This is a genomic window from Rhodopseudomonas parapalustris, assembly GCF_053772255.1.
This window is the reverse complement of record NZ_JAMKBZ010000020.1, coordinates 56,167-78,700: the sequence shown is the minus strand read 5'-3', so window position 1 is coordinate 78,700 and position 22,534 is coordinate 56,167. Positions and strand designations below refer to the sequence as shown.

The following is a 22,534-nucleotide window of genomic DNA, read 5'->3' as shown; positions in this document are numbered from 1 at the left end:
CGCGAGCTTCGCTCGCGCCCCGGAATGACGGAGTCGTTCGACTACACGATCCCAGCCGCGACCTGGCCGCGGAGGCGTTCGAGGCTGAGCAGGGTGTCGGCGCAGGCATGGGCGACGTCGGCGCCCTTGGCGGCGAAGTGCTGGCGGAAGCGCTCGGTATCGGCCTCGCCGCGCTCGAAGCTGTGCGGCGTCGCCACCGCCGAGAACACCGGCACCTCGGTCTTGAGCTGCACCTCCATCAACGCCTGGATCACCGTCTGGGCGACGAAGCCGGTGAGCCCGTCGTCGACCACGAGTCCGGCGGCGACGATCGCCGTGTAGCGCCTTGTCTTGGCGAGCAACTGGACGTGCAGCGGAATCTCGAACGAGCCCGGCACTTCGAACAGGTCGACCTGCTGGTCGGCGATGCCGCGCGCGACGATCTCGCGCAGAAACGACTCCCAGCAGGCGCCGACCGCGTCGCGATGCCACGACGACTGCACGAAGGCGACGCGCTGCGGCTTGGCAAAGCGCGGATACGACCGCTCGGCCGGCGGCGGCGCAGTCTCGGCGGTATCGGTGACGGAGTCGTTCATCGGCAGTCTCACTCGGCTGTGGTCTGAAGGTCGGGTCCAGGCTACCAGCGCACCGCCACGAATCAAAGGTTGCCCATGCGTCGAAAGACTCGTGTGGAGCGAATTCCACGCCCCGGACTCGGCTAACGCGAATCCGATTCCGTTTTGTTCTCGTGCTGCTCGCTGGGCTGTGGACGGGTTACTCTTTGGTTGTGGAATTGGCGAAGCGCGGGATTGCACGGATTCCGCAAATCACATCATTTCATCTGTGCAACCTCGGTTCGTCCGGAACTAATCCATCCGACGCGAGCACGGGTACAGGCGCGTACCGGCCTGCCTCATGCGTATCAGCATATTCCAACGTAAGGTCGAGACGGCATGCCCTTGCTCGAAGGCATCATCGAGTCACGAAACAATCCGCTCGCGGTGGTCGAAGACATCGCCGCGTCGAACGACCTCGCTTTCGAGCGCTCCGGCGAAGATGAAATCACTATCGTCGCCAAGGGCCAGTGGACCGACTACACGCTGTCGTTCACCTGGATGCACGAAATCGAAGCGCTGCATCTGGCCTGCGCCTTCGACATGAAGGTGCCGGCGGCGCGGCGCAATGAAACGCTGCGACTGATCGCAGCGGTCAACGAACAGCTCTGGGTCGGACATTTCGACGTGTGGAATCACACCGGTACTGTGATGTACCGCCAGGCACTGGTGCTGCCGGGCGGTCTGGCCGCCACCGAAGCGCAGTGCGAGACCATGCTGGTCAGCGCGATCCACGCCTGCGAACGCTACTATCCGGCGATCCAGTTTACGGTGTGGGCCGGCAAGACTGCCGCCGAAGCGATGAGCGCGGCGATGTTCGACACTCAGGGCGAGGCGTGAGCCAAGAGCTGCGTATCGTCGTCCGCGACGATGCCTCAGAGCTCGACCGCGCCGCGATCCTGCGCGCGCTGATCGCCTACAATGAGCAGGCCGGTGGACCTTCCGGCTTTCAGCAAGTCTGCTTAGTCGTCGAAGACCCGGACACCGGCGAGACCGTCGGCGGCCTGTGGGGCCGGATCGTCTACGATTGGCTGTTCGTCGAACTGCTCGCGCTGCCGGACACGGCGCGCCGCGGCGGGCTCGGCACCGAGCTGCTCGGCCGCGCCGAACAGCTCGCGAAAGAGCGTGGCTGCGCCGGGGTGTGGCTCGACACCTATCAGTTCCAGGCGCCGGACTTCTATCGCAAGCACGGCTATCAGGAGTTCGGTCGCATCGCGGACCATCCGCGCGGCTCGCAGCGCCTGTTCTTCATGAAGACGCTGTGATCGTTCGGGCCGGCGCAGGCGGCTGCGCACGGCGCTTGTGACCCCTTCGCGCATCCCATAAAACCCGGTCAGAACGCACCGCCGTCGCGGTGCGGATGGATGCTTGCGATGATCACGTCCTCGAAATCTCCCCTGCAACAGCTCGGCGGCACCGTGGTACTGGCCGGCGCCGGCAAGATGGGCGGCGCACTGCTCACCGGCTGGCTGGCGCAAGGGCTGGACGGCGGCGACGTCGTGGTGATCGAGCCGCATCCCACAGACGACATCGCGGCGCTGAGCGCGCGCGGTGTCCGCCTCAACGCCTCCGCGGCCGATGTCGGCGCGGTGTCGACGCTGGTGGTCGCGGTGAAGCCGCAGATGTTCGCCGAAGCCGCCACCGCGCTGCGCGGCTATGTCGGGCCGTCGACCCTGGTGGTGTCGATCATGGCCGGCAAGCCGATCGCTGCGCTGTCCGCCCAGCTCGGCGGCCACGTCGTCCGCGCGATGCCGAACACGCCGGCCGCGATCGGGCGCGGCATCACCGTCGCAGTCGCGGCCGCTAACGTCACGCCCGCCCAGCGCGGCATTGCCGATGCACTGCTGCGCGCCACCGGCGGCGTCGAATGGGTCGAGGACGAGGCGCTGATCGATGCCGTTACCGCAGTGTCGGGCTCGGGGCCGGCCTACGTGTTCCTGCTCGCCGAAGAACTCGCCCGCGCTGGCGTCGAAGCCGGCCTGCCGGAAGAGCTCGCGATGACGCTGGCGCGCGCCACCGTCGCCGGCTCCGGCGAACTGCTGCACCGCTCCGACCTCGACGCCGCAACGCTGCGCAAGAACGTCACCTCCCCCGGCGGCACCACCGCCGCCGCGCTCGACGTGCTGATGGCGGAGGATGGCTTCCGCCCGCTGCTGACCCGCGCGGTCGCTGCAGCAACGAAGCGGTCGAAGGAATTGGCGAAGTAGGCAGGGCGCTTCCACACACACCCACGTCATCGCCCGGCTTGTCCGGGCGACCCAGTATTGAAGAGCGCTCGTGTGAAATAACTGGCGCTCTGGAATACTGGATCACCCGCATGCGCGGGTGATGACGGTTGAGGATAGGGAGACGCCGACGAACTACACGAATAGAACTACACCGGCACCCGCACGATCGCGCGCAGGCCGCCCATCGGGCTGTCGCCCAGCGTGATGTCGCCGCCGTGCGAGCGGGCGATGTCGCGGGCGATGGCGAGGCCGAGGCCGGTGCCGCCTTCGTCCTGGTTGCGGGCGTCGTCGAGCCGCAGGAACGGCTTGAACACTTCCTCGCGCATCGCCGTCGGAATGCCGGGACCGTCGTCATCGATTGTCACCGTCAGATAGCGGTGATCGCGCTGCCCGGTGATGGCGATGGTGTGGGCATGGCGCGCGGCGTTCGACACCAGATTGGCGAGGCAGCGCTTGAACGATGCCGGTTTCACCGTCACCACCGGCTGGCCGGTGAAGGCCACGCTGACGAGATGGCCGTGACGTTCGGCGTCGGAGCGCAGCTCTTCGAGCGCCGCCGCCATGTCGGTCGGCAGCGACGGCTCGCCGCTGTCGCCGCGGGCGAACGCCAGGTAGGCCTCGAGCATCGCCGACATCTCATCGACGTCCTTGCGCATGCCCTCGGTCTCCGGCGCTTCGCCGATCAGTTCGAGCTCGAGCTTGAAGCGGGTGAGGATCGTGCGCAGATCGTGGCTGACGCCGGCCAGCATCGCGGTGCGCTGCTCGATCGAGCGCTCGACGCGGGCTTTCATCTCGATGAAGGCGTGGGCGGCCCGCCGCACTTCGCGCGCGCCGCGCGGCCGGAAGTTCGGCACGTCGCGGCCCTTGCCGAAGCTCTCGGCGGCGTCGGCGAGGCGCAGGATCGGGCGGATCTGATTGCGCAGGAACAGCACCGCGACGATCAGCAGCACGGTCGAGGTGCCGACCATCCACAACAGGAAGATCTCGGAATTCGACGCGTAGGCGGCGCTGCGCAGGGCGAACACCCGCATCACCGCGTCGTCGAGCTGGATCCGGATCTCGACCAGATTGGAGCGGCCGACAGTGTCGATCCAGAACGGCCGCGCGATCTGCTTGCTGATCTGCTTGCTGATCGACTGATCGAGCAGCGAGAAGAACGGTTTCGGGCCCGGCGGCGGCATCTCTCCGGGGCCGAGGAAATCCACCACCAGGCCGAGCCGACTCTGCGCGATCCGGCGCAGCACCGCCTTGTCCTTGTCCTGCGGATAGCTCTTGTAGACGTCGATCAGCGTCGCAATGTCCTGCACCACCGCCGCCGACAACCGCTGCGTCACCGTGTTCCAGTGCCGCTCCATGAACACGAAGGCGATCACCGACTGCAACAGCACCATCGGCACGATGATGATCAGCAGCGCACGGGCATACAGCCCCTTCGGCATGAAGTCGTTGAAGCGCTGGCCCAAGTAACCATTGGCCGCCGACACCCGCCCATAGGCGGAGCGGATCAGCGTCAGCCCGGTGTCGAGCGTACTCATGACGCGGCCCGCTGGATAGAACGCGCAACGCCGTTTTCAGCGTCAATGCTGAAAGCAATGCCCTCGCCCCGCGCACGGCGAGCTCCCTCGCCCCGCCCTTGCGGGGAGAGGGTTGGGGTGAGGGGCTGCTGCCTCTCCAAGAAACGCCGAGCCTGTGACAAGCGCCCTGCCCGGCCCCTCACCCGGCGCGCGAACGCGCGCCGACCTCTCCCCGCGCAGGGCGGAGAGAGGTTGCACGGTGCCTGGGGCAAAGCTCTGCTCATCACGAAACTAATCAGGAGCTACGGCGCCGCCACCAGGCGGTAGCCGATGCCGCGGACGGCTTGGAGGAACAGCGGGTTGGCGGGATCGCGTTCGATCTTACGGCGAAGGCGGTTGATCTGGACGTCGACGGCGCGCTCGTTGGCATTGCCGGCGCCGGACAGATCGCCGCGCGGCACTGTCTCGCCGGGGACCGCCGCCAGCATCCGCAGCATGTCGCGCTCGCGGTCGGTGAGGTGGACGATCTCCTCGCCCTGACGCAGTTCGCCGCGCTCGATGTGAAACACATACGGCCCGAACGCCACCGTCTCGGCCTTGGCGGCGGGAGCGGGCGCGGTGCGCTTGAGGATGTTGCCGATCCGCAGCAGCAATTCGCGCGGCTCGAACGGCTTGGCGACGTAGTCGTCGGCGCCGATCTGCAGGCCCTCGATCCGGCTCTCCGCCTCGTGCCGGGCGGTCAGCATCACGATCGGCACGTCGGACGTCAGGCGGATCGAACGGGCGAGATCGAAACCGGTCTCGCCCGGCATCATCACATCGAGGATCAAGAGATCGAAATCGAGTCCGGCCAGCTTGGCACGGGCGTCGCGCACGCTCTGCGCGGTGGTGACGCGATAGCCCTCGGAGGCGAGAAACCGCGACAGCAGATCGCGGATGCGGCGGTCGTCGTCGACCAGCAACAGATGCGGCGCATCGTCGGCGGGCCGGACCGGTTTCTTCGCCAATGTTGCGAGCTGGATCACGTCACATCCTTTGCGATGGCGCCGCCGTGCAGGATGGTCTGGAGCACCTTGTCCGGATCATCCCGATCGATCATGGCGCGGAGGAATTTGCCGACCGTCTCGGCGCCGCCGGGACCGAGGTCGCGCAGCGCGCGATCGATCCGTTCGGTCTGCAGCCGGGCCAGTTTCTCCACCAGCGCCTCGCCCTTTGCGGTGGCGAAAAGAAGGCGCTGGCGGCGGTCGCTGTCGCCGGCCTTCTGCACGATGTAGCCCTCGTCCAGCAGTTGCTTCAGCACCCGGCTGAGCGACTGCTTGGTGATCCGCAGCACGTCGAGCAGATCGGCCACCGTCAGGCCGGGATAGCGGCAGACGAAATGCACCACGCGGTGATGGGCGCGGCCGAAGCCGAACGCCTCCAGCACATGGTCGGCGTCGCCGACGAAGTCGCGATAGGCGAAGAACAGCAGCTCGACGATATCCCAGCGTGGCGGCCGCGGATCGGTCCCCGCCGCCGGCTCAGCCGAGCGGTCGCCGGACGGTCGGATCATCTCGTTGAAATTTATGTCAGCCATGTTGACATATCAGGTCTTTATGTTACAAAACCGCCGACCAAGACGAAATAATCGACTATTCCGCTTGCGACCCGTGCCCGTGCAGTCCGATAAAGGAAGCTGCCCGGCGGCCTGCATGCGATGGTCGGACGGCTCGGCCGAAACATTAGCGGAGTTCGGCAATTCCGCCAAAACATCTCCCGGCCACCGCCGGGACCGATAACCACCCTTGCGGCCGGCTCGCGTAGCCGGATCCGCCACAACCACGGCCACCCGCAGGCGCGCCGATCGAGGAGAGGATCGATGGGAGTTTCGTTCGACAAGATGGACGGCTCGCTCTGGCTGGATTTCGAGGTGCAGCCCACGACCAGCCCGACGCCGGACGCCGATCGCACCGCCAAGCTGGCCAACCCCGGCTTCGGCCGCGTCTTCACCGACCACATGGCCGTGGTCCGCTACGACCAGACCAACGGCTGGAACGGCGCGCGGGTCGAGGCTCGGTCCAACTTCCCGCTGCACACCGCGACCGCGGTGCTGCACTATGCGCAGGAAATCTTCGAAGGCCTCAAGGCCTATAAGCGCGACGACGGCGGCGTGAATCTGTTCCGCCCCGACGCCAACGCCCGCCGCTTCCGCGACTCGGCCGACCGCATGGCGATGGCTCAGCTGCCGGAGACGGTGTTCATCGAAGCGGTGGAACAGATCGTCAAGATCGACCGGAGTTGGATTCCGGGCGGCGAAGGCAGCCTGTATCTGCGCCCGTTCATGATCGCCAGCGAAGTGTTCCTCGGCGTCAAGCCGTCGGCGGAGTACATCTTCGCGGTGATCGCCTCGCCGGTCGGCTCGTACTTCAAGGGCGGCCCGGCGCCGGTGTCAATCTGGGTGTCGGAGAATTACACCCGCGCGGCGGTCGGCGGCACCGGCGGCGTCAAGTGCGGCGGCAACTACGCGGCCAGCCTGCGCGCCCAGGCCGAAGCGATCGAACGCGGTTGCGATCAGGTGGTGTTCCTCGATGCGCTGGAGCGCCGCTACGTCGAAGAGCTCGGCGGCATGAACGTGTTCTTCGTGTTCGACGACGGCTCGCTGACCACGCCGCCGCTCGGCACCATCCTGCCCGGCATCACCCGCGACTCGATCATCACGCTGGCGCGCGCCGCCGGCCGCACCGTGCGCGAGGAGCCGTACACGATCGAGCAGTGGCGCGCCGACGCCGCCAGCGGCAAGCTCAAGGAAGCGTTCGCCTGCGGCACCGCCGCGGTGATCTCGCCGATCGGCAAGGTGTGCTCGAACCACGGCGACTTCACCATCAACGGCGGCCAGGCCGGCGAAGTGGCGATGGGCCTGCGCAAACAGCTCGTCGACATCCAATACGGCCGCGCCGAGGACAAGCACGGCTGGATCAAGAAGGTGTTCTGAGGCACCTTGTCACGAGTCATTCCGGGGCGCTGACGAAGTCAGCGAACCCGGAATCTCTTTAGGAACAACCTTCAGACCCGACCGCAGCGCAACCTCTCCCGCTTGCGGGAGAGGTCGGATCGCGCAGCGATCCGGGTGAGGGCACTCCTCTCCGCGGACCGCTGACTCACTGCCTGGGGCGCCCTCACCCCAACCCTCTCCCGCAGGCGGGAGAGGGAGCGCGCGGGGCTCGGGGCACAGGCAATACGCGGACGCACAGACGGCAACTACCTTCGCCCGAACAGCTTCTCGATATCGGTCAGCGTCAGTTCGACATAGGTCGGGCGGCCGTGGTTGCATTGGCCGGAGTTCGGCGTCGCTTCCATCTCGCGCAAGAGCGCGTTCATCTCTTCGGGCTTGAGCACGCGCCCTGCCCGCACCGAGCCGTGGCAGGCCATGGTGGCGGCGACGTGCATCAGGCGGCGCTCCAGCGGCAGCGCTTCGTCCCACTCGGCCATGTGCTCGGCGAGATCGCGGAGCAGACCTGACGCATCGGTCTTGCCGAGCAGCGACGGCGTTTCGCGCACCGCCACGGCGCCGGGGCCGAAGCTCTCGATCACGAGGCCGAACTTCGCCAGCTCCTCGGCCCGCGCGACCAGACGCTCGACCGTCGCTTCGTCCATCTCGACGATGTCGGGGATCAGCAGGATCTGCCGCTGCACGCCGTTGGCGTCGAGCGAGGCTTTGAGCCGCTCATAGACGATGCGCTCGTGCGCCGCGTGCTGATCGATCACGATCAAGCCATCGCGGGTCTGCGACACGATGTAGGTCTCGTGGATCTGGGTGCGCGCCGCGCCGAGCGGCCGGTCGAGCAGATCCGGCGTCATTTCCTGCGGGCGGATGTCGGCGCTCGGCGCGCCGACATCGAACGCCGCCTGCGCGCGCTCGGCGAACGACGGCGCCGCGCTGCCGCCGACTGGATAGGACGGCGACGAGCGCCAGTCCCAATTCGCCGGCGGCATCGAAGCGGGGCGAAACGTCGAGATCACGCTGCCGGCGCTGTTGGCGGCGGTGCGACGGCCTTCGCGCGCGAGGCCTTCCTTCAGCGCGTGCACGATCAGCGCGCGGACGAGGCCCGCATTGCGGAACCGCACCTCGGTCTTGGCCGGATGCACGTTGGCGTCGACCTCGCGGCTATCCAGCGTGACGAACAGCGCCACCACCGGATGGCGGTCGCGCGGCAAGTAATCCGAATAGGCGGCGCGCACCGCTCCCAAGATCAGCTTGTCGCGCACCGGGCGGCCGTTGACGAACAGATACTGGCCGAGCGCATTGGCCTTGGTCAGCGCCGGCGACGCCGCGAAGCCTTCGACCACCACGCCCTCGCGCTCGGCGCGGACCTCGATGGCATTGGCGCGGAAATCCGCGCCAAGAATATCGCCGAGCCGGATCAATTGCCCCGGCGCACCGGGCAGCGCTGCCCCCCAGGTCACCGGCGCACGCTCTTCGCCGGCGAGCGTGAAGGCAACGTCCGGCCGCGCCATGGCGAGCCGTCGCACCACTTCGCGGATCGCCTCGGCCTCGGTGCGGTCGGTCTTGAGAAATTTCAGCCGCGCCGGCGTGGCAAAGAACAGATCGGCGACCTCGACCCGCGTTCCCTGCGTCAGCGCCGCCGGCGCGATGGGGCTCTTGTCGCCGCCCTCGACGCGCAGGCTCCAGGCGTGCGGCTCGGCGGCGTGCCGCGTGGTGATCGACAGCTTCGCCACCGCGCCGATCGACGGCAGCGCCTCGCCGCGAAAGCCGAGGGTGCGGATCGCCAGCAGGTCCTCGTCGTCGAGCTTGGAGGTGGCATGGCGATCGACCGCGAGGGCGAGATCGGCTGCCGTCATGCCGGAGCCGTCGTCGGCAATCACGATCTTCCGCCGCCCGCCGCCGTCCGAAAAGATGTCGATCCGGCTGGCGCCGGCATCGATCGCGTTCTCGACCAGCTCCTTCACCACACTCGCCGGCCGCTCCACCACCTCGCCGGCAGCGATGCGGTTGACGATGGTTTCGGGAAGCTGGCGAACGGGCATGCGGCGACTCGGTTGGCAGAGCGCGGACTTTAGGGGAGCGAAGGAGGAATTGCGACGCTAGCGCTGCCGATCCCCCCCAGCGGGGAGGGTCGGCCGAGCGGAAGCGGAGGCCGGGGTGGGGGGGGGCCCCGGGCACTGCGCTTGGGGCTTACCCCCACCTGACCGGCCTTACGGCCGGCCACCCTCCCCGCAAGGGGGAGGGGAACTTTCACTCAATCGTCGAAGCTCTTGCCGCTGCGCCCGGCCTTGATATCGCCGCGGCGCTTCTTGCCTTCGAGGCGGCGCTTCTTCGAGCCGAGCGTCGGCCGGGTGGCGCGGCGGGGAATCGGGCGGACCAGCGAGGCTTTCAGCAGCTCTTCGAGCCGCTCCAGCGCGTCGGCCTTGTTGCGTTCCTGGGTGCGATAGCGGTCGGCGCGGATGACGATGACGCCGTCCTTGGTCATGCGCTGGCCGGCCAGACCGACGAGGCGCGCCGCCGCGTCTTCCGGCAGCGCGATCCTGGCGGTGTCGAACCGAAGCTGCGCCGCAGTGGCGAGCTTGTTGACGTTCTGCCCGCCCGGCCCGGAGGCGCGGATGAAGCTGATCTCGATGTCGTCGTCCTCGATCACGAGGTTGCGGCTGATCCGCAGCATGGGGCACCAAAACGGTTGATGCCGCGCGGACCGCACGGCGGCCCGCTGTGTAGCACGGTCGCGCCGCTTCCGCCCCCTCTCCCCGCGCGCGGGGAGAGGTTCAACTGTGCCTCGGGGAGAGGTTGCGGCGAATGCGAGTCTGAGCGTGTTGCTAATTGGCCCGCGCCGGAGGCGGGGCGCCGGCGGGTTTCACCATGTTGGGCTGGGCGGCGGCCTGCGGCTGGCGGCCGACCACGACGGTGAGCAGGCCGTTCGACCACAGCCGCTGCGCGGCGCGCTTGGCGTCGGCGAGCGTGACCGCATTGACGATGTCGCTGCGCTTGTCGATGTAGTCGATCGGCATGCCGTCGTTCTGATACTGCAGCAGCGCCTGAGCCAGCTTGGCGGAGGTGTCGAGCGACAGCATCTGCGAGCCGTTGATATAGGACTTGGCTTCGGCCAGCTCCTTCTCGCTCGGCCCCTCGCCCGCGATCCGCTTCACCTCGGCGGTAACGGCGTCGATGGTTTCGGTGGCGCGGTCGGCGCGGGTGCCGGTCGAGCCGATGAACAGCGCCGAATGCTGCATCCACAGCAGCTGCTCGTAGATCGAGTAGGCCAGCCCGCGCTTCTCGCGCACTTCGCTGTACAGCCGCGACGACAGCGAGCCGCCGCCGAGGATGTGATTGACGACGTAGGCCGCCATGAAGTCCGGATCGTGCCGCTTGATGCCGGGCCCGCCGAACATCACCACAGTCTGCGGCACGTCGAGCGTGACATTGGTCCGCTCCGGCGGCTTGGTGGCAACCACGTCCGGCACCGGCGTGAGCTGCGCCTTGGCCGGCAGGCTGCCGAAGGTATCGTCGAGCAGCTTGGCGAGCGCATCGGCGTCGATGTCGCCGACCACCGCGATCTTCAGCGTGTCCTTCGCCAGCACATGGCCGACATAGGCCTTCATGTCGTCGATCGTCACCTTGGGCAGGCTTTCCAGCGTGCCTGTCGAAGGCCGGCCGTAGGGATGGTCACCGAACGCGACTTCGAGAAACTTGCGGCTCGCCAGATTGTTCGGATCGAGCGACTGGCGGCGCAGCGTCGAGATCAGTTGGGCGCGGATCCGCTCGACATCCTTCGGCTCGAACCGCGGCTTGGTCAGCGAGGTCCGCAGCAGGCCGAACGCCTCGTCGCGATCCTCCTTCAGCATCCGCAGCGAGCCGCGGAAGTGATCGCGATTCACCGAATAGGACAGTTGGATGGCGCGGCGATCCAGCCGTTCGTGGAAGGTCGCCGAATCCATATCGCCCGAGCCTTCGTCGATCAGGTTCGCGACCATGTGGCCGACGCCCGGCTTGTCGGCGGGGTCCTGACTGGAGCCGCCGTCGAACGAGATCTCCATCGAGATCAGCGGCACGGTGGCGTCCTGGACGAACCACGCCACCAGCCCGCCGGGGGTGACGAGGCGCTGGATCTTCGCGGCGGCGTAGGAAGGCGCGGCGGACAGCGCGACCGCGAGGCCGACGCAGGCGGAGAGCGCGAGGCGCCGCGCCGAAGTCAGGTCGATGCTCACGAGCGCTTCTCCTCCTGCTTGGCGGCAGGTCCGTTGATCAGATAGCCGGTGGCCGAACGGTTGCGGTCGAGCCATTGTTTGGCCGCCGCGCGGACGTCGTCGGAGGTGACGGCGCGGATGCGCGCGGGCCAGCTCTGCACGTCCTGCACGCTCAGCCCGGTGGTCAGCGCCTGGCCGTACCAGCGCGCCAGGGTGGTCTGATTGTCCTGGGCGTAGACCGCGGCAGCGATGAGCTGGGTCTTGACCCGCTCCAGATCCTCGGAGCGGACCGGATGGGTGACGAGATCGGCAATCACCTCGTCGATCTTCTTCTCGATCGCCGAGAATTCGACCCCCGGCTTCGGCGTGCCGGCGACGATGAAGTAGCTGTCGTCGAGCGCATTGCCCTGGTAGTTGGCGCCGACCGAGATCGCCAGCGGATTGTCGATCACCAGTGCGCGGTACAGATACGAATTACTGCCCTGGCCGAGCAGTTGCGCCAGCACTTCCAGCGCGGCGCTGTCGCCCTTGGCGCCGGTATGGGCCGACGGCACCAGATAATAGCGGCGCACAGCAGGCTGCTCGACGCGCGGGTCTGCCAGCGTCACCGTGCGCGGTCCGGCCGGCGTCGGCTCCTGCGGGCGAATTCGCTGCGCCGGGATCGCCGGCTGCGCCGGGATCACCCCATAGATCCGTTCAGCGAGCGGACGGACCTCGTCGGCCTCGACGTCGCCAGCGATCACCAGCGTGGCGTTGTTCGGCGCGTAGAACCGGCGATAGAACGTCAGCGCGTCGTCGCGATCGAGCTTGGCGATCTCCTGATGCCAGCCGATCACCGGCCGGCCGTAGGGATGGTTGAGATACAGCGCCGCCATGACCTGCTCGGTGAGCCGGGCATCCGGACTGTTGGCGACGCGCATGTTGTATTCTTCGAGCACGACGTCGCGCTCGGGCAGCACGTTCTCGTCCTTCAACACCAGGCCGGTCATGCGGTCGGCTTCGAACGCCATCATCTGTTCGAGATAGGGACGCGGCACCCGCTGGAAGTAACCGGTGAAGTCGTAGGAGGTGAAGGCGTTCTCGTTGCCGCCGATCTTCAGCACGGTCTGCGAGAACTCGCCGGCCGGATGCTTTTCGGTGCCCTTGAACATCAGATGTTCGAGGAAATGCGCCAGCCCCGATTTGCCCGGAGTCTCGTCGGCCGAGCCGACCTTGTACCAGATCATCTGTGTCACCACCGGGGTGCGGTGATCCGGGATCACCACCACCCGCAGCCCGTTCTGCAGCGTGAAGGTCGTCGGCGGTACGGCGGTGACGGTCTGCGCAGCAGCCGGCGCACCGACCAGCAGGGCGGCGAGAACGGCGAGTGCTGCGAGCGGGCGGCGGCGCGAGACGGCGGATGCGTTCATATCAGGCATCATCCTGGCTGGAGGACGGATCAAGCCGGACGCGCGCCCGACTGAAACGGGCGCGACGCGTCCGCGGCGGCACGGACGTGCGCGCTTTCGACGACACGAGACACGGAGTTGCCGCGCGAGGCGGCGGGCCGAATTGGAGCGTGACGGACGGCAACCAGACTCAATTGCTGGTTTCTTTGCCCGTCATGATGTCGATCCGCTTGTTGCCGAGCGCTTCCTTCGGCCCGGTGCCGTAAGCGAAGTTCGACGACGGCGTCTGATAGCCGACCGGCGGCTCGGTCAGGCTCTCGCGGGGCGGTTCGCCGGTAAAGGTCGCGGTTTCGGTCTTGTTGCCGCCGAACACGCTCCACAGCGAGCCGTTGAAGCCGAGCTGCGACGGGCTCAGCATCGGATTGTTCTGCTGGTTGCCGGGCTGCATCGGATCGTTGCCGCCCTTGTTGGAATCGGCGCGAACCGATTTGAGCTGCGACGGAGAGAGCGGCTGGGCGGCTTCCCACGGCGTCGGCTTCGACTTGGCCTCGGCCGCCTTGATCTCCTTGCGGCGCTGCAGATCGGCGTCCTTCGGCCAGTTCGGCGCAGGCGCCGCCGTCGAAGCGGTTTCAGGCGGCGGCAGATCGAGCTTCGGCGGCACCACCAGCGGCGAGCGCTCGCGATAGTTGATGCCGGAATTGTCCATGTTGGTGGCGCCGATGCCGGACATCAGGCCCTTGATGATCTTTTCCTCGAAGGTGGAGTCGTCCTGCTCTTCCTGAGCGCGGGCGATCCCGGCCGTCAGCACGATGCCGACCCCGAGGGCAACGGCGGCGACCCGGGCGGTGCGGAGCAACGCGGCGGTGGACGTCTCCGGCGTCGAAAGGCGGCTGTCGGTCTGGCGCATGGCGTTGATCCTATTCACGTCTTGCGGTCTGGCCGCAACCCGGAAGGCGCCCCAATTCCGCGCGGTCGGTATCGGCCGGGATCAGGGCGCTTTTGCGGCGGGTAGCCCTATGAGGGAGTCATACAGCAGGGCCGCCACCCCGACAACAATCGCGACGTCGGCGATGTTGAACACGTACCAGTTGTAGGTTTTTCCGGCGATTTCGACGTGAAACAGCGCGAAATCGACCACCGCGCCATAGGCCAGCCGATCGATCGCATTGCCGATCGCGCCGCCGATGATCAGCCCGAGACCGATCGTCGCAAGCCTGGTGGTGGAGCGCGCCATCCAGATCGCCAGCGCCACGATCGCCACCGCCTTGAACGCCAGCATCAGCATCTGCCCGGTCGGCCCCTGCCCGGCGAACCAGCCGTAGGAAATGCCGGTGTTCCAGGCGAGCACCAAATCGAAGAACGAGGTCACCGGCACCACGCCCTTCCGTGCCAGCTCGAACCCGTACAGCAGCCACAGCTTGGTGGCCTGATCGAGCGCCAGAGCGACGACGGCGGCGAGGATGCCGAGGCGGACGGGGGTCATGATGCCGCCGCCCTGTCACGAAGCGTCGTCCCCGCGCAGGCGGGGACCCATACGCCGTGTCGGTTCGGTTGAGACGAGGCATCAGTCATGGGCTTGGCCTCGAACGCAGGCGCCAGGGGTTATGGGTCCCCGCCTGCGCGGGGACGACGAGAGCTTTAGACCGGAGCCCCCAGCGCCTTCCATTCGCGCAGCGCCTGGGCGTCGCGGGGGGAGACGTCGGGGTAGTCGGCATCGCTGCCGACGCTGGACAGGATCTTCCAGGAGCGGGCGCATTTGGTGCCCTGGGCGCGTTCGACCACGACTGCGACATCCGCCAGCTCCGGCAGACGGAACGCATCCGCGGGCGGCATGTCGTTGCCGCGCAGGATTTCGACCATCGCATTCGAGGTGATGCAGATCTCGGCCCAGTCGACGTCGAAGATGTCGCCCATGAACGCTTCCGGCAGATAGATCATCGGCGAGGCTTCGAGCGACGAGCCGATCCGCTTCGCCGCGCGCTCGACTTCCAGCGCGCCGGTGACGACGCGGCGCACCGCGCGGATCAGCGTCCACTTCTTGGCCAGCGCGTCGTCGCGATACTCGCCGAGATCGAGCGGGAACAGCGTCAGGTGCACGCTCGGCTCGGCGTCGGGCCGGTACATGGTCCAGGCTTCATCCGCGGTGAACGACAGCACCGGCGCCAGCCATTTCAGGATCGCATCGCAGATGATGTCGATCGTGGTCAGCGCCGCCTTGCGGGCCAGCGACGACGGCGGGTCGCAATACAGCGTGTCCTTGCGGATGTCGAAATAGAACGCCGACAGCTCGGTGTTCATGAACGCCGCCAGCGACGACACCACGGTCTTGTAGTCGAACTCGGCATACGCGGCGCGCACGACGGCGCTCTGCTCGGCGAGCTGATGCAGCATCAACCGCTCCAGCTCCGGCATGTCGGCAAACGCCACCGCCTCGTCGCGGTGATAGTGATGCAGCGTGCCGAGCATCCAGCGGATCGAGTTGCGCAGCTTGCGGTAGGTCTCGACCACGTTCTTGAGGATCTCGGGGCCGATGCGCTGATCGTCGGCATAGTCGGTGGCGCACACCCACAGCCGCAGGATGTCGGCGCCGGACGACGCGATCACCTTGGCCGGATCGGTGGTGTTGCCGAGCGACTTCGACATCTTGCGGCCCTGCTCGTCGAGCGTGAAGCCGTGGGTCAGCACGACGTCGTAGGGCGCGCGGCCGCGGGTGCCGCAGCTCTCCAGCAGCGACGAATGGAACCAGCCGCGATGCTGGTCCGAGCCTTCGAGATACATCACCGTGTCGGCGCCGCCGTCGACCTTGCGGCGGATGCCGGCGAGGCCGGGGAAGTTCTGCGCGTCTTCCAGCACGAAGGCGTGGGTCGAACCGGAGTCGAACCAGACGTCGAGAATGTCGTCGACCTTCTGCCAGCCCTCCGCGGCGCGCGCGCCGAGGAAACGCTCGGCAGCGCCGTCGGCGTACCAGGCGTCGGCGCCTTCCTGCATGAAGGCTTCGGCGATGCGCTGGTTGACGATCTCGTCCTGCAGGATGTCGACCGAGCCGTCGCCCTTGTCCTTGATGAATACCGCGATCGGCACGCCCCAGGCGCGCTGCCGCGAGATCACCCAGTCGGGACGGCCGGAGATCATGCCGTTGATGCGGTTCTGGCCGGCCGGCGGCACCCATTGGGTGACCGAGATCGCCTGCAGGGCGCGGGCCCGCAGCGTGTCGCCGGGCTTGGCCACGCCGTCATCGACGATGTCCTTGTCCATCGCGATGAACCATTGCGGCGTGTTGCGGAAGATCACCGGCTTCTTCGAGCGCCACGAATGCGGATACTGGTGCTTCAGCTTGCCGCGCGCCAGCAGCATGCCGCGCTCGACCAGCGCGCCGATCACCGCCTCGTTGGCATCGCCCTTCTCGCCCTTGTCGTTGATCACCCGCTTGCCGACAAAGCCCGGCGCCTGCTCGGTGAGCGCGCCGTTCTCGTCGACGGTGTAGGGAATAACCGACGAAATGCCGCGCGCTTCGAGCGCGCGCGCATTGTGCATCCAGATATCGAAGTCCTCGCGGCCGTGGCCCGGCGCGGTGTGGACGAAGCCGGTGCCGGTGTCGTCGGTGACATGGTCGCCGTCGAGCAGAGGCACGGTGAACTCGTAGCCGCCGGCGAGGCCGCGCAGCGGATGGGCGCACTCACTCGCCTTCAGCACGTCGGCACTGACGTCCGAAACCTTCTCATACGCGACGACGCGCGCCTGCTTGAATACGCTCTCGGCGAGCCCATCCGCCAGGATCAGCAGGTCGCCGGTCTTGGCCCAGTTATCAGCCGGCGCATCGGTGATCTTGTAGAGACCGTAGCCGATCTTCGACGAGAAGCTGATCGCGCGGTTGCCCGGAAGGGTCCACGGCGTCGTGGTCCAGATCACGACGCCGGCGTCCTTGGTCGACGCATCGCCGGTCTTCACCGGAAACTTCACCCACACCGTATCCGAGGTGTAGTCCTCGTACTCGACCTCGGCTTCGGCCAGCGCGGTCTTTTCGACCACGCTCCACATCACCGGCTTGCTGCCCCGATACAGCGTGCCGTTGGCGGCGAACTTCATCAGTTCGCGGGCGATCTGCGCCTCGGCGAAGTAGTTCATGGTGGCGTAGGGATGCTCCCAGTCGCCGATCACGCCCAGCCGCTTGAACTCCTCGCGCTGAACGTCGAGCCATTTCTGCGCATAGGCGCGGCATTCCTTGCGGAACGCCACCATCGCGGCCGAGTCCTTGAAGTTCGGCTTCGGCTTGCCCTTGGAGCGGTAATTCTCTTCCTCGATCTTCCACTCGATCGGCAGGCCGTGACAGTCCCAGCCCGGCACGTAGTTGGAGTCGAACCCGAGCATCTGCTGGCTCTTGGTCACGACGTCCTTGAGGATCTTGTTGAGCGCGTGCCCGATATGGATGTGACCGTTGGCGTAGGGCGGGCCGTCGTGCAGCACGAACTTGGCGCGCCCCTTCGCGCTCTCGCGCAGCTTGCCGTAGAGGTTCATCTCCTCCCAGCGCTTGAGCATCTCCGGCTCGCGCTGCGGCAGCCCGGCACGCATCGGAAATTCCGTCTGCGGCAGGAAGAGGGTTTTGGAATAGTCGTTGCCGCCCTGGGCGGCGTCTTTTGCGGGCGTGTCGGTCATGGCGGCGTGAATAGCGGTTTTGGAGGGCTTCGGAAACCCGATTGAACTGTCCCGGCGGTCGAATTTGCCCCGAGATGCGCCGTTTGCGGCATGCCCGCAAGGTGCCGGTTGCAGCCGCCCTCCAAAAGACTAATCTATTGATCGATGGAGGAATTCCATGTCGGTCAGGCCGCCTGCGGAAGTCTTTGAAGAATTGAAGAGGCTTCGCCGCGAGGGGGACAGCCCGCCGCTCGACCAATTGCTGGACGATGCCCGACAGGCACTTCGGGGACCGGCCGACTCCACCATCAGCCTGATCCGCACACTCGAAATCCGTGCCCTGGCGGACCGGGTCTTTGCCGATCCTGCCAAGGCAGAGGGCTGGCTCAACCGTCCGAACCGCAGTTTGAACGGACAGCGTCCCGTGGACCTGCTGCGTGACGAACTCGGCGCTGCGGTCGTTCGCGAAGAGCTGGAGCAGATCGACCACGGAATCTTCGCCTGAGTCCCCTGCCGTGGAGCTCTGGCGGATCTCGAATTATGCAGACCTGACCGGAACAGGCGGCCTCAGAGCCAGCGGCCGATGGCACAGCCGCGGGCGGCGGATCGTCTATCTGGCCGATCATCCGTCGAGCGCGGTGCTGGAAATGCTCGTCCACATGGATCGCGAGTTTCTACCGCAGACCTACCAACTGCTCCGCATCGCGATCCCGAGCTCGGTCGAAACGGATGTCATCACGTCTGACGAGCTGCCTTTGGATTGGGCCGATCAGCTCGAAGTGAGTCGCCGGGTCGGCGACAATTGGCTCGATCACGGGTCGCGCCCGTTGCTCCGGGTGCCCTCAGTCATCGTGCCGCAGGCCGTCAACTACCTGCTCAATCCGGCTCACCCCGACGCGGCAGACATCACGATCGCGGAGATTATCCGTGCCCCGTTCGATCTGCGACTGATCGGCGAATAGAGCTGTTTCAGCCCTTCCCCAGCGGCCTGGCCGGATTGCCGCCGACGATGACGTGGGGTTCGACGTCGCGGGTGACCACGCTGCCGGCACCGATCACGGCGCCGTCGCCGATGCTGATGCCGGGCAGGATGATGGCACCGCCGCCGATCCAGACGTCGGCCCCGATCGTCACCGGGCGGCCGAATTCCAGGCCCTCGCGGCGGGTGGCGGCGTCGCGCGGGTGATCGGCAGCATAGATCTGCACGGCCGGACCGATCTGGGTGCGGTCGCCGATCCGGACCGGCATGATGTCCAGGATCACACAGTTGAAATTCAGGAAGACATTGTCGCCGAGGAAGATGTTGTAGCCGCAGTCGCAGAAGAACGGCGGCCGCACCACCGCGCTTTTGCCGACGTGGCCGAAATGCTCCGACAGCAGCGCATGGCGCTCCGCAGCAGGCTGCGCGCCGGACGCGTTGTAGCGGACGATCCAGGCCTTGTTGGCGGCCTCGTCGGCGGCGAGCTCCGGGCTGCCGGGGCGATACAGTTCGCCCGCCAGCATCTTCTCCTTCTCGGTCCGGCTCATCGCAGCGTTCCGAGCTTCGGGAAGGCGCCGTGGTCGGCGGCGAGCGCGGCCCGGGCGCGGGACGAGTCGTCGTCCATCTGCCGGATCAGCGCCTCGATGCTCTCGAACTTCTCCTCGTCGCGGATGAAGGCAATGAAGGCGATGTCGAGCGTCTCGCCGTACAGCGGTTCATTGAAATCGAACACGAACACTTCGAGCAGCGGCGCACCGTTGTCGAAGGTCGGGCGGCGGCCGAAATTCGCCACCGCGTCGTAGTGTTTTCCGCCGCGACCGACCCGCACCGCATAGATGCCGTGCTTCAGGCTGCACTCTGGATCGAGCCGGATATTGGCGGTCGGATAGCCGAGGTCGCGGCCACGCTTGTCGCCATGGATCACCTGTCCGGTGACGAACCACGGCCCGCCGAGCATTTCGGTGGCGGCGGCGATGTGGCCTTCCTCCAGGCTTTTGCGGATCGCGCTCGACGACACCGGATGGTCGCCGAAATCGACATGCGGCTGTACGTCGACCTCGATGCCGAGCGACGGCGCCTCGGCCACCAGCATCGACGGCGAGCCGCCGCGGCCCTTGCCGAAGTGGAAATCATACCCGATCGCGATGCCCTGCACCCCGAGCCGGCCGATCAGCTCGTGCTGGATGAAGTCGTGCGCCGTGGTCGCGGCACGGCGCGCGTCGAAGCTCAGGATCACCGCGCCGTCGAGCCCGGTGCCGGCGAGCAGCCGCAGCTTGGCGGTCTCGTCGGTGAGGCGGAATTGCGGGACGTCGGGGCTGAAGAACTTGCGTGGATGCGGCTCGAACGTCACTGCCAGGGCCGGCGCCTTCTTGATCCGCGCCATGTCGAGGCAGGCGCCGATCACGGCGCGATGGCCGCGGTGGACGCCGTCGAAATTGCCCATCGCCACCACCGCGCCTTTCGGGATCGCGGCCGTCGGCGTGTCGTCGCGGATTACGGCAAAGCCTGTCATTTCGGATTCAGTTCATCGCTTTCAGGAGGGACCCGGACCGTGACGCGGAGGCGCGCACGGTGTCAAGCCGTTGCGCGACCAAGGCCGACGTTCCGAAAAAGGCCCCGAAGCAGGGAGCCGCCCCTCAGCCACCGCGCAGCGGCGGCACTTCGAGCCGGTCACGGCGGCAGGCGCGGCGGTCGATCTCCTGGCAGGCCCGGAACTGCAGATCCTTGCTCATGCAGATCCGCACTTCGCTGACCCGCTTGCGATCGCACATCACCGCAATCGCCGCATTCGACAGCCCCGGATTGACCTTGATGAAGGCGTCCTCGACCTCGTCGGGGGTGACGGTGCGCGGCTCCTTGGCGTCGATGAACTCCGGCGGAATCCGCACCGCGGCGCGAGCCTTGCGGATCTGCTCGAAATAGCCGCGCTGCGACAGCCCCGCGCAGGTGCCGTGCTTGTCCCACTCGTTGTAGATCAGCCCTGGCGCCGGCATCAGATCGAGCATCGAATCGACGATGCGGCGATCGAGCCGCGGCGCCGGGCGCTCGCAATATTCCGGAAAGCCGCGCTCGTATTGCGGCCACAGCCCGTGCACCACGAAGGCGAACGGCCGGCCGCCACACTGCAACTGCTGGGAGCGGCCGGTAAGGCCTCGCTCGGAGGCCTGCGCGCAATAAGACGGCGACCACGACAGCGCCAGCACGTAGAAGTCGAACTCGCCGGGCGCGTTCTGGCGATGGTCCTGCGCCTTCGCAGTGGCGGCAAACAGAGCCGCGATTGCCGCGCAGGCGGCGATCAGCGACCGTCGTCGACGAACAAATCCAAGCATGTGACAAGGCCCTGCTGCTGGAATGCGAAAAGCCTACCAGGGCTCAGGAACGTTTCAAGAACCTCTAAGGTCGATGACGCCGCGGCGTGGCAGCGTCACCCGGCTCAGGGCTTTGCAGCCTTACAGGCCGGATTGAAAGCCCAGTCGCGATCGAGCCCGACAACGCAGAATTCGACGCCATCGGTGAAGCCGGCCAGACCGCCATCCTCGACGATCGAGAAATACACCGGCCGCGTGGTGTGATCGTTCAGCACAACCTCGCCGGCGCAATAGCGGCGCGGAATGTTGTCGCTCTGCCAGGGCCGGAACGCGATGTCGCGAATCTTGCCGTAGGCGGTGATCCGCAGCTCCGAATTCCAGAAGGTGCCTTCCTTCTCGGCGAACTGGTGGGTGATCGACGGCAGCGCCGCTTCGCACGGCGGCAGATTTCCGTCGTAACGCGGGCCGGACAGCCAGAAGTTCATCTCGAGCGGGTTGGCCGCCTGCGCGACTGGCGCCAGCGCAAACAGGCCGAGCAGAACCGCGACCGCGGCGATGGGCGTCTTCAACGTCGAAATGAATCGCATGGGTCATCCACCGGAATTCGATGCGGCGGACGGTGCCGCGAAGCCATGCCGAGGTCAAGTGCGGCGCGGCCACACCTTCCGCACAACCCGATGCGGAACAGCCGCGCGTTCTTTTCATTCTCGCAGGGGCGTTCTAGACTCGAATGCAACGACATGAGGAGATTGCGATGCGATTGATGGGGGCCGCGGGCTGGGCCATTCTGGGTGCGGTGCTGGCGAGCACGGCGGCACGCGCCGACTACGTCCCGCCGTTCACGGGCAATGATACCGGCGGCATCATCTCCACCAATCTGATCGGCCACGCCGACATCCGCGCGATGGCGATCGACCACTGCGCCCGCTACGGCAAGGTGGTGAAACTGCTCGGCGTTCAGGCCAATTACGGCGGTTACGTCTCGTTCGCCTGCCGCTGGGTGCCGTATGGCGCCGACCAGCGCCCGCTGCGTACCAAATACTGAGCGGAGCCGCTGCGATGAGCCGTAGCCGTCTCGCTCGTATCTGGCTGCTTCCGCTGCTGCTCGCCGTGCCGGCGACGGCGGCGCAGGCGATCGACCTGCCGACCCGCAAGCCGGGACTGTGGGAACTGAAGATGCAGGGCTCGGGCTCCGCCGGGCAAAGCGTCGCGATGCAGCACTGCACCGACGAGACCACCGACAAGAAGATGACCGCCGCGGTGCAGCCGATGGCGACCGATGCCTGCTCGAAGCCGGCGATCCAGAAGACCGCGACCGGCTACGTCAACGATACGGTGTGCAAGATCGCCGGGATGACGACGACCTCGCACGCCGAGATCACCGGCGACTTCAATTCGGCCTACACCGTCAAGGTGACCTCGCACAACGAGAACCCGCTGCCCGGCGTTCCCAAGGAGACCGCCACGACGCTGCAAGCGAAATGGCTTGGCCCCTGCAAGGACGGCCAGAAGCCGGGCGACATCGTGATGCCCGGCGGCATCAAGATGAACGTCGACGACATGGACAAGCTGAAGGCGCTGTTGCCGAAGTCGAAGTGACGGCCGCCAACGCTGGCGCAAAAGTCACACCCGACGACCTTCGTCGGTACCTCCGTTGACAGCGGAGGCCGTTGCCGCAATGTTACATTGTAACGTTGCACGGCAGGGGACGACGC

23 protein-coding genes are annotated in these 22,534 nt (G+C 66.8%); 8 read left to right on the top strand and 15 right to left on the bottom strand.

Features of this window, described 5'->3' with window-relative positions; translation table 11 throughout:
• Window positions 1-41: 41 nt before the first annotated feature.
• The gene (locus tag M9H71_RS17450; protein ID WP_455406218.1) at window positions 42-575 is read right to left on the bottom strand and encodes a 6,7-dimethyl-8-ribityllumazine synthase; all 534 of its coding nucleotides are present in this window, start codon (window positions 573-575) and stop codon (window positions 42-44) included.
• Between the two features lie 357 nt (window positions 576-932).
• Here M9H71_RS17450 and M9H71_RS17445 point away from each other — a divergent pair, with 357 nt between their 5' ends.
• The 3 genes from M9H71_RS17445 (at window position 933) to proC (ending at window position 2,800) form a co-directional block, all read left to right on the top strand.
• A complete protein-coding gene (locus M9H71_RS17445; protein WP_455406217.1) occupies window positions 933-1,433 on the top strand; it encodes a YbjN domain-containing protein in 501 nt (166 codons plus the stop codon).
• Window positions 1,430-1,858, top strand: a complete 429-nt coding sequence (locus M9H71_RS17440) for a GNAT family N-acetyltransferase (protein ID WP_455406216.1) — start codon at window positions 1,430-1,432, stop codon at window positions 1,856-1,858. The genes M9H71_RS17445 and M9H71_RS17440 overlap by 4 nt, the downstream gene beginning before the upstream one ends.
• 99 nt (window positions 1,859-1,957) lie before the next feature.
• Entirely contained in the window at window positions 1,958-2,800 is an 843-nt protein-coding gene (gene proC / locus M9H71_RS17435) for a pyrroline-5-carboxylate reductase (RefSeq protein ID WP_455406215.1), read from the top strand.
• A 167-nt stretch (window positions 2,801-2,967) separates the two neighbouring features.
• Here the strand turns inward: proC and M9H71_RS17430 are convergent, their stop codons facing one another.
• From M9H71_RS17430 to M9H71_RS17420, 3 genes are all read right to left on the bottom strand, one after another.
• On the bottom strand, window positions 2,968-4,356 hold the full coding sequence (locus M9H71_RS17430) for an ATP-binding protein (RefSeq protein WP_455406214.1): 1,389 nt from the start codon (window positions 4,354-4,356) through the stop codon (window positions 2,968-2,970).
• A 281-nt stretch (window positions 4,357-4,637) separates the two neighbouring features.
• A complete protein-coding gene (locus M9H71_RS17425) occupies window positions 4,638-5,360 on the bottom strand; it encodes a response regulator (protein ID WP_455406213.1) in 723 nt (240 codons plus the stop codon).
• The gene (locus M9H71_RS17420; RefSeq protein WP_455406212.1) at window positions 5,357-5,911 is read right to left on the bottom strand and encodes a MarR family winged helix-turn-helix transcriptional regulator; all 555 of its coding nucleotides are present in this window, start codon (window positions 5,909-5,911) and stop codon (window positions 5,357-5,359) included. The genes M9H71_RS17425 and M9H71_RS17420 overlap by 4 nt, the downstream gene beginning before the upstream one ends.
• A gap of 282 nt (window positions 5,912-6,193) precedes the next feature.
• Between M9H71_RS17420 and M9H71_RS17415 the strand changes: the two genes are divergently transcribed.
• Window positions 6,194-7,306, top strand: a complete 1,113-nt coding sequence (locus M9H71_RS17415) for a branched-chain amino acid aminotransferase (RefSeq protein ID WP_455406211.1) — start codon at window positions 6,194-6,196, stop codon at window positions 7,304-7,306.
• 266 nt (window positions 7,307-7,572) lie between these two features.
• On the opposite strand, the gene mutL is transcribed toward M9H71_RS17415, so the two are convergent.
• From mutL to ileS, 7 genes are all read right to left on the bottom strand, one after another.
• Window positions 7,573-9,360 (bottom strand): DNA mismatch repair endonuclease MutL, encoded by a 1,788-nt coding sequence (gene mutL, locus M9H71_RS17410; RefSeq protein ID WP_455406210.1) that lies wholly within the window; start codon window positions 9,358-9,360, stop codon window positions 7,573-7,575.
• Between the two features lie 212 nt (window positions 9,361-9,572).
• Window positions 9,573-9,992 (bottom strand): alternative ribosome rescue aminoacyl-tRNA hydrolase ArfB, encoded by a 420-nt coding sequence (gene arfB / locus M9H71_RS17405; protein ID WP_013504239.1) that lies wholly within the window; start codon window positions 9,990-9,992, stop codon window positions 9,573-9,575.
• Between the two features lie 151 nt (window positions 9,993-10,143).
• A complete protein-coding gene (locus M9H71_RS17400) occupies window positions 10,144-11,532 on the bottom strand; it encodes a M16 family metallopeptidase (protein ID WP_455406209.1) in 1,389 nt (462 codons plus the stop codon).
• Window positions 11,529-12,920: a M16 family metallopeptidase gene (locus M9H71_RS17395; protein WP_455406208.1), complete on the bottom strand. Its 1,392-nt coding sequence runs from the start codon at window positions 12,918-12,920 to the stop codon at window positions 11,529-11,531. Before M9H71_RS17395 ends, M9H71_RS17400 begins: the two co-directional genes overlap by 4 nt.
• Window positions 12,921-13,089: 169 nt before the next feature.
• Complete coding sequence (locus M9H71_RS17390) at window positions 13,090-13,806, bottom strand: hypothetical protein (protein WP_455406207.1); 717 nt, start codon at window positions 13,804-13,806, stop codon at window positions 13,090-13,092.
• A gap of 81 nt (window positions 13,807-13,887) precedes the next feature.
• Window positions 13,888-14,382, bottom strand: a complete 495-nt coding sequence (gene lspA / locus M9H71_RS17385) for a signal peptidase II (RefSeq protein WP_455406206.1) — start codon at window positions 14,380-14,382, stop codon at window positions 13,888-13,890.
• Window positions 14,383-14,537: 155 nt separating this feature from the next.
• The gene (gene ileS, locus M9H71_RS17380; RefSeq protein ID WP_455406205.1) at window positions 14,538-17,552 is read right to left on the bottom strand and encodes an isoleucine--tRNA ligase; all 3,015 of its coding nucleotides are present in this window, start codon (window positions 17,550-17,552) and stop codon (window positions 14,538-14,540) included.
• A 157-nt stretch (window positions 17,553-17,709) separates the two neighbouring features.
• Between ileS and M9H71_RS17375 the strand changes: the two genes are divergently transcribed.
• Entirely contained in the window at window positions 17,710-18,036 is a 327-nt protein-coding gene (locus tag M9H71_RS17375) for an antitoxin Xre/MbcA/ParS toxin-binding domain-containing protein (protein WP_455406204.1), read from the top strand.
• A gap of 10 nt (window positions 18,037-18,046) precedes the next feature.
• On the top strand, window positions 18,047-18,493 hold the full coding sequence (locus tag M9H71_RS17370) for an RES family NAD+ phosphorylase (protein ID WP_455406241.1): 447 nt from the start codon (window positions 18,047-18,049) through the stop codon (window positions 18,491-18,493).
• A 7-nt stretch (window positions 18,494-18,500) separates the two neighbouring features.
• Here the strand turns inward: M9H71_RS17370 and M9H71_RS17365 are convergent, their stop codons facing one another.
• The 4 genes from M9H71_RS17365 to M9H71_RS17350 form a co-directional block, all read right to left on the bottom strand.
• Window positions 18,501-19,058 (bottom strand): sugar O-acetyltransferase, encoded by a 558-nt coding sequence (locus tag M9H71_RS17365; protein WP_455406203.1) that lies wholly within the window; start codon window positions 19,056-19,058, stop codon window positions 18,501-18,503.
• Entirely contained in the window at window positions 19,055-20,023 is a 969-nt protein-coding gene (locus M9H71_RS17360; RefSeq protein WP_455406202.1) for a bifunctional riboflavin kinase/FAD synthetase, read from the bottom strand. The genes M9H71_RS17365 and M9H71_RS17360 overlap by 4 nt, the downstream gene beginning before the upstream one ends.
• A gap of 124 nt (window positions 20,024-20,147) precedes the next feature.
• On the bottom strand, window positions 20,148-20,840 hold the full coding sequence (locus M9H71_RS17355) for a ribonuclease T2 family protein (protein ID WP_455406201.1): 693 nt from the start codon (window positions 20,838-20,840) through the stop codon (window positions 20,148-20,150).
• Window positions 20,841-20,944: 104 nt separating this feature from the next.
• A complete protein-coding gene (locus tag M9H71_RS17350) occupies window positions 20,945-21,406 on the bottom strand; it encodes a hypothetical protein (RefSeq protein WP_455406200.1) in 462 nt (153 codons plus the stop codon).
• A gap of 167 nt (window positions 21,407-21,573) precedes the next feature.
• Here M9H71_RS17350 and M9H71_RS17345 point away from each other — a divergent pair, with 167 nt between their 5' ends.
• The gene (locus M9H71_RS17345) at window positions 21,574-21,864 is read left to right on the top strand and encodes a hypothetical protein (RefSeq protein WP_455406199.1); all 291 of its coding nucleotides are present in this window, start codon (window positions 21,574-21,576) and stop codon (window positions 21,862-21,864) included.
• Window positions 21,865-21,878: 14 nt separating this feature from the next.
• Window positions 21,879-22,418 (top strand): DUF3617 domain-containing protein, encoded by a 540-nt coding sequence (locus M9H71_RS17340; RefSeq protein ID WP_455406198.1) that lies wholly within the window; start codon window positions 21,879-21,881, stop codon window positions 22,416-22,418.
• Window positions 22,419-22,534 lie beyond the last annotated feature (116 nt).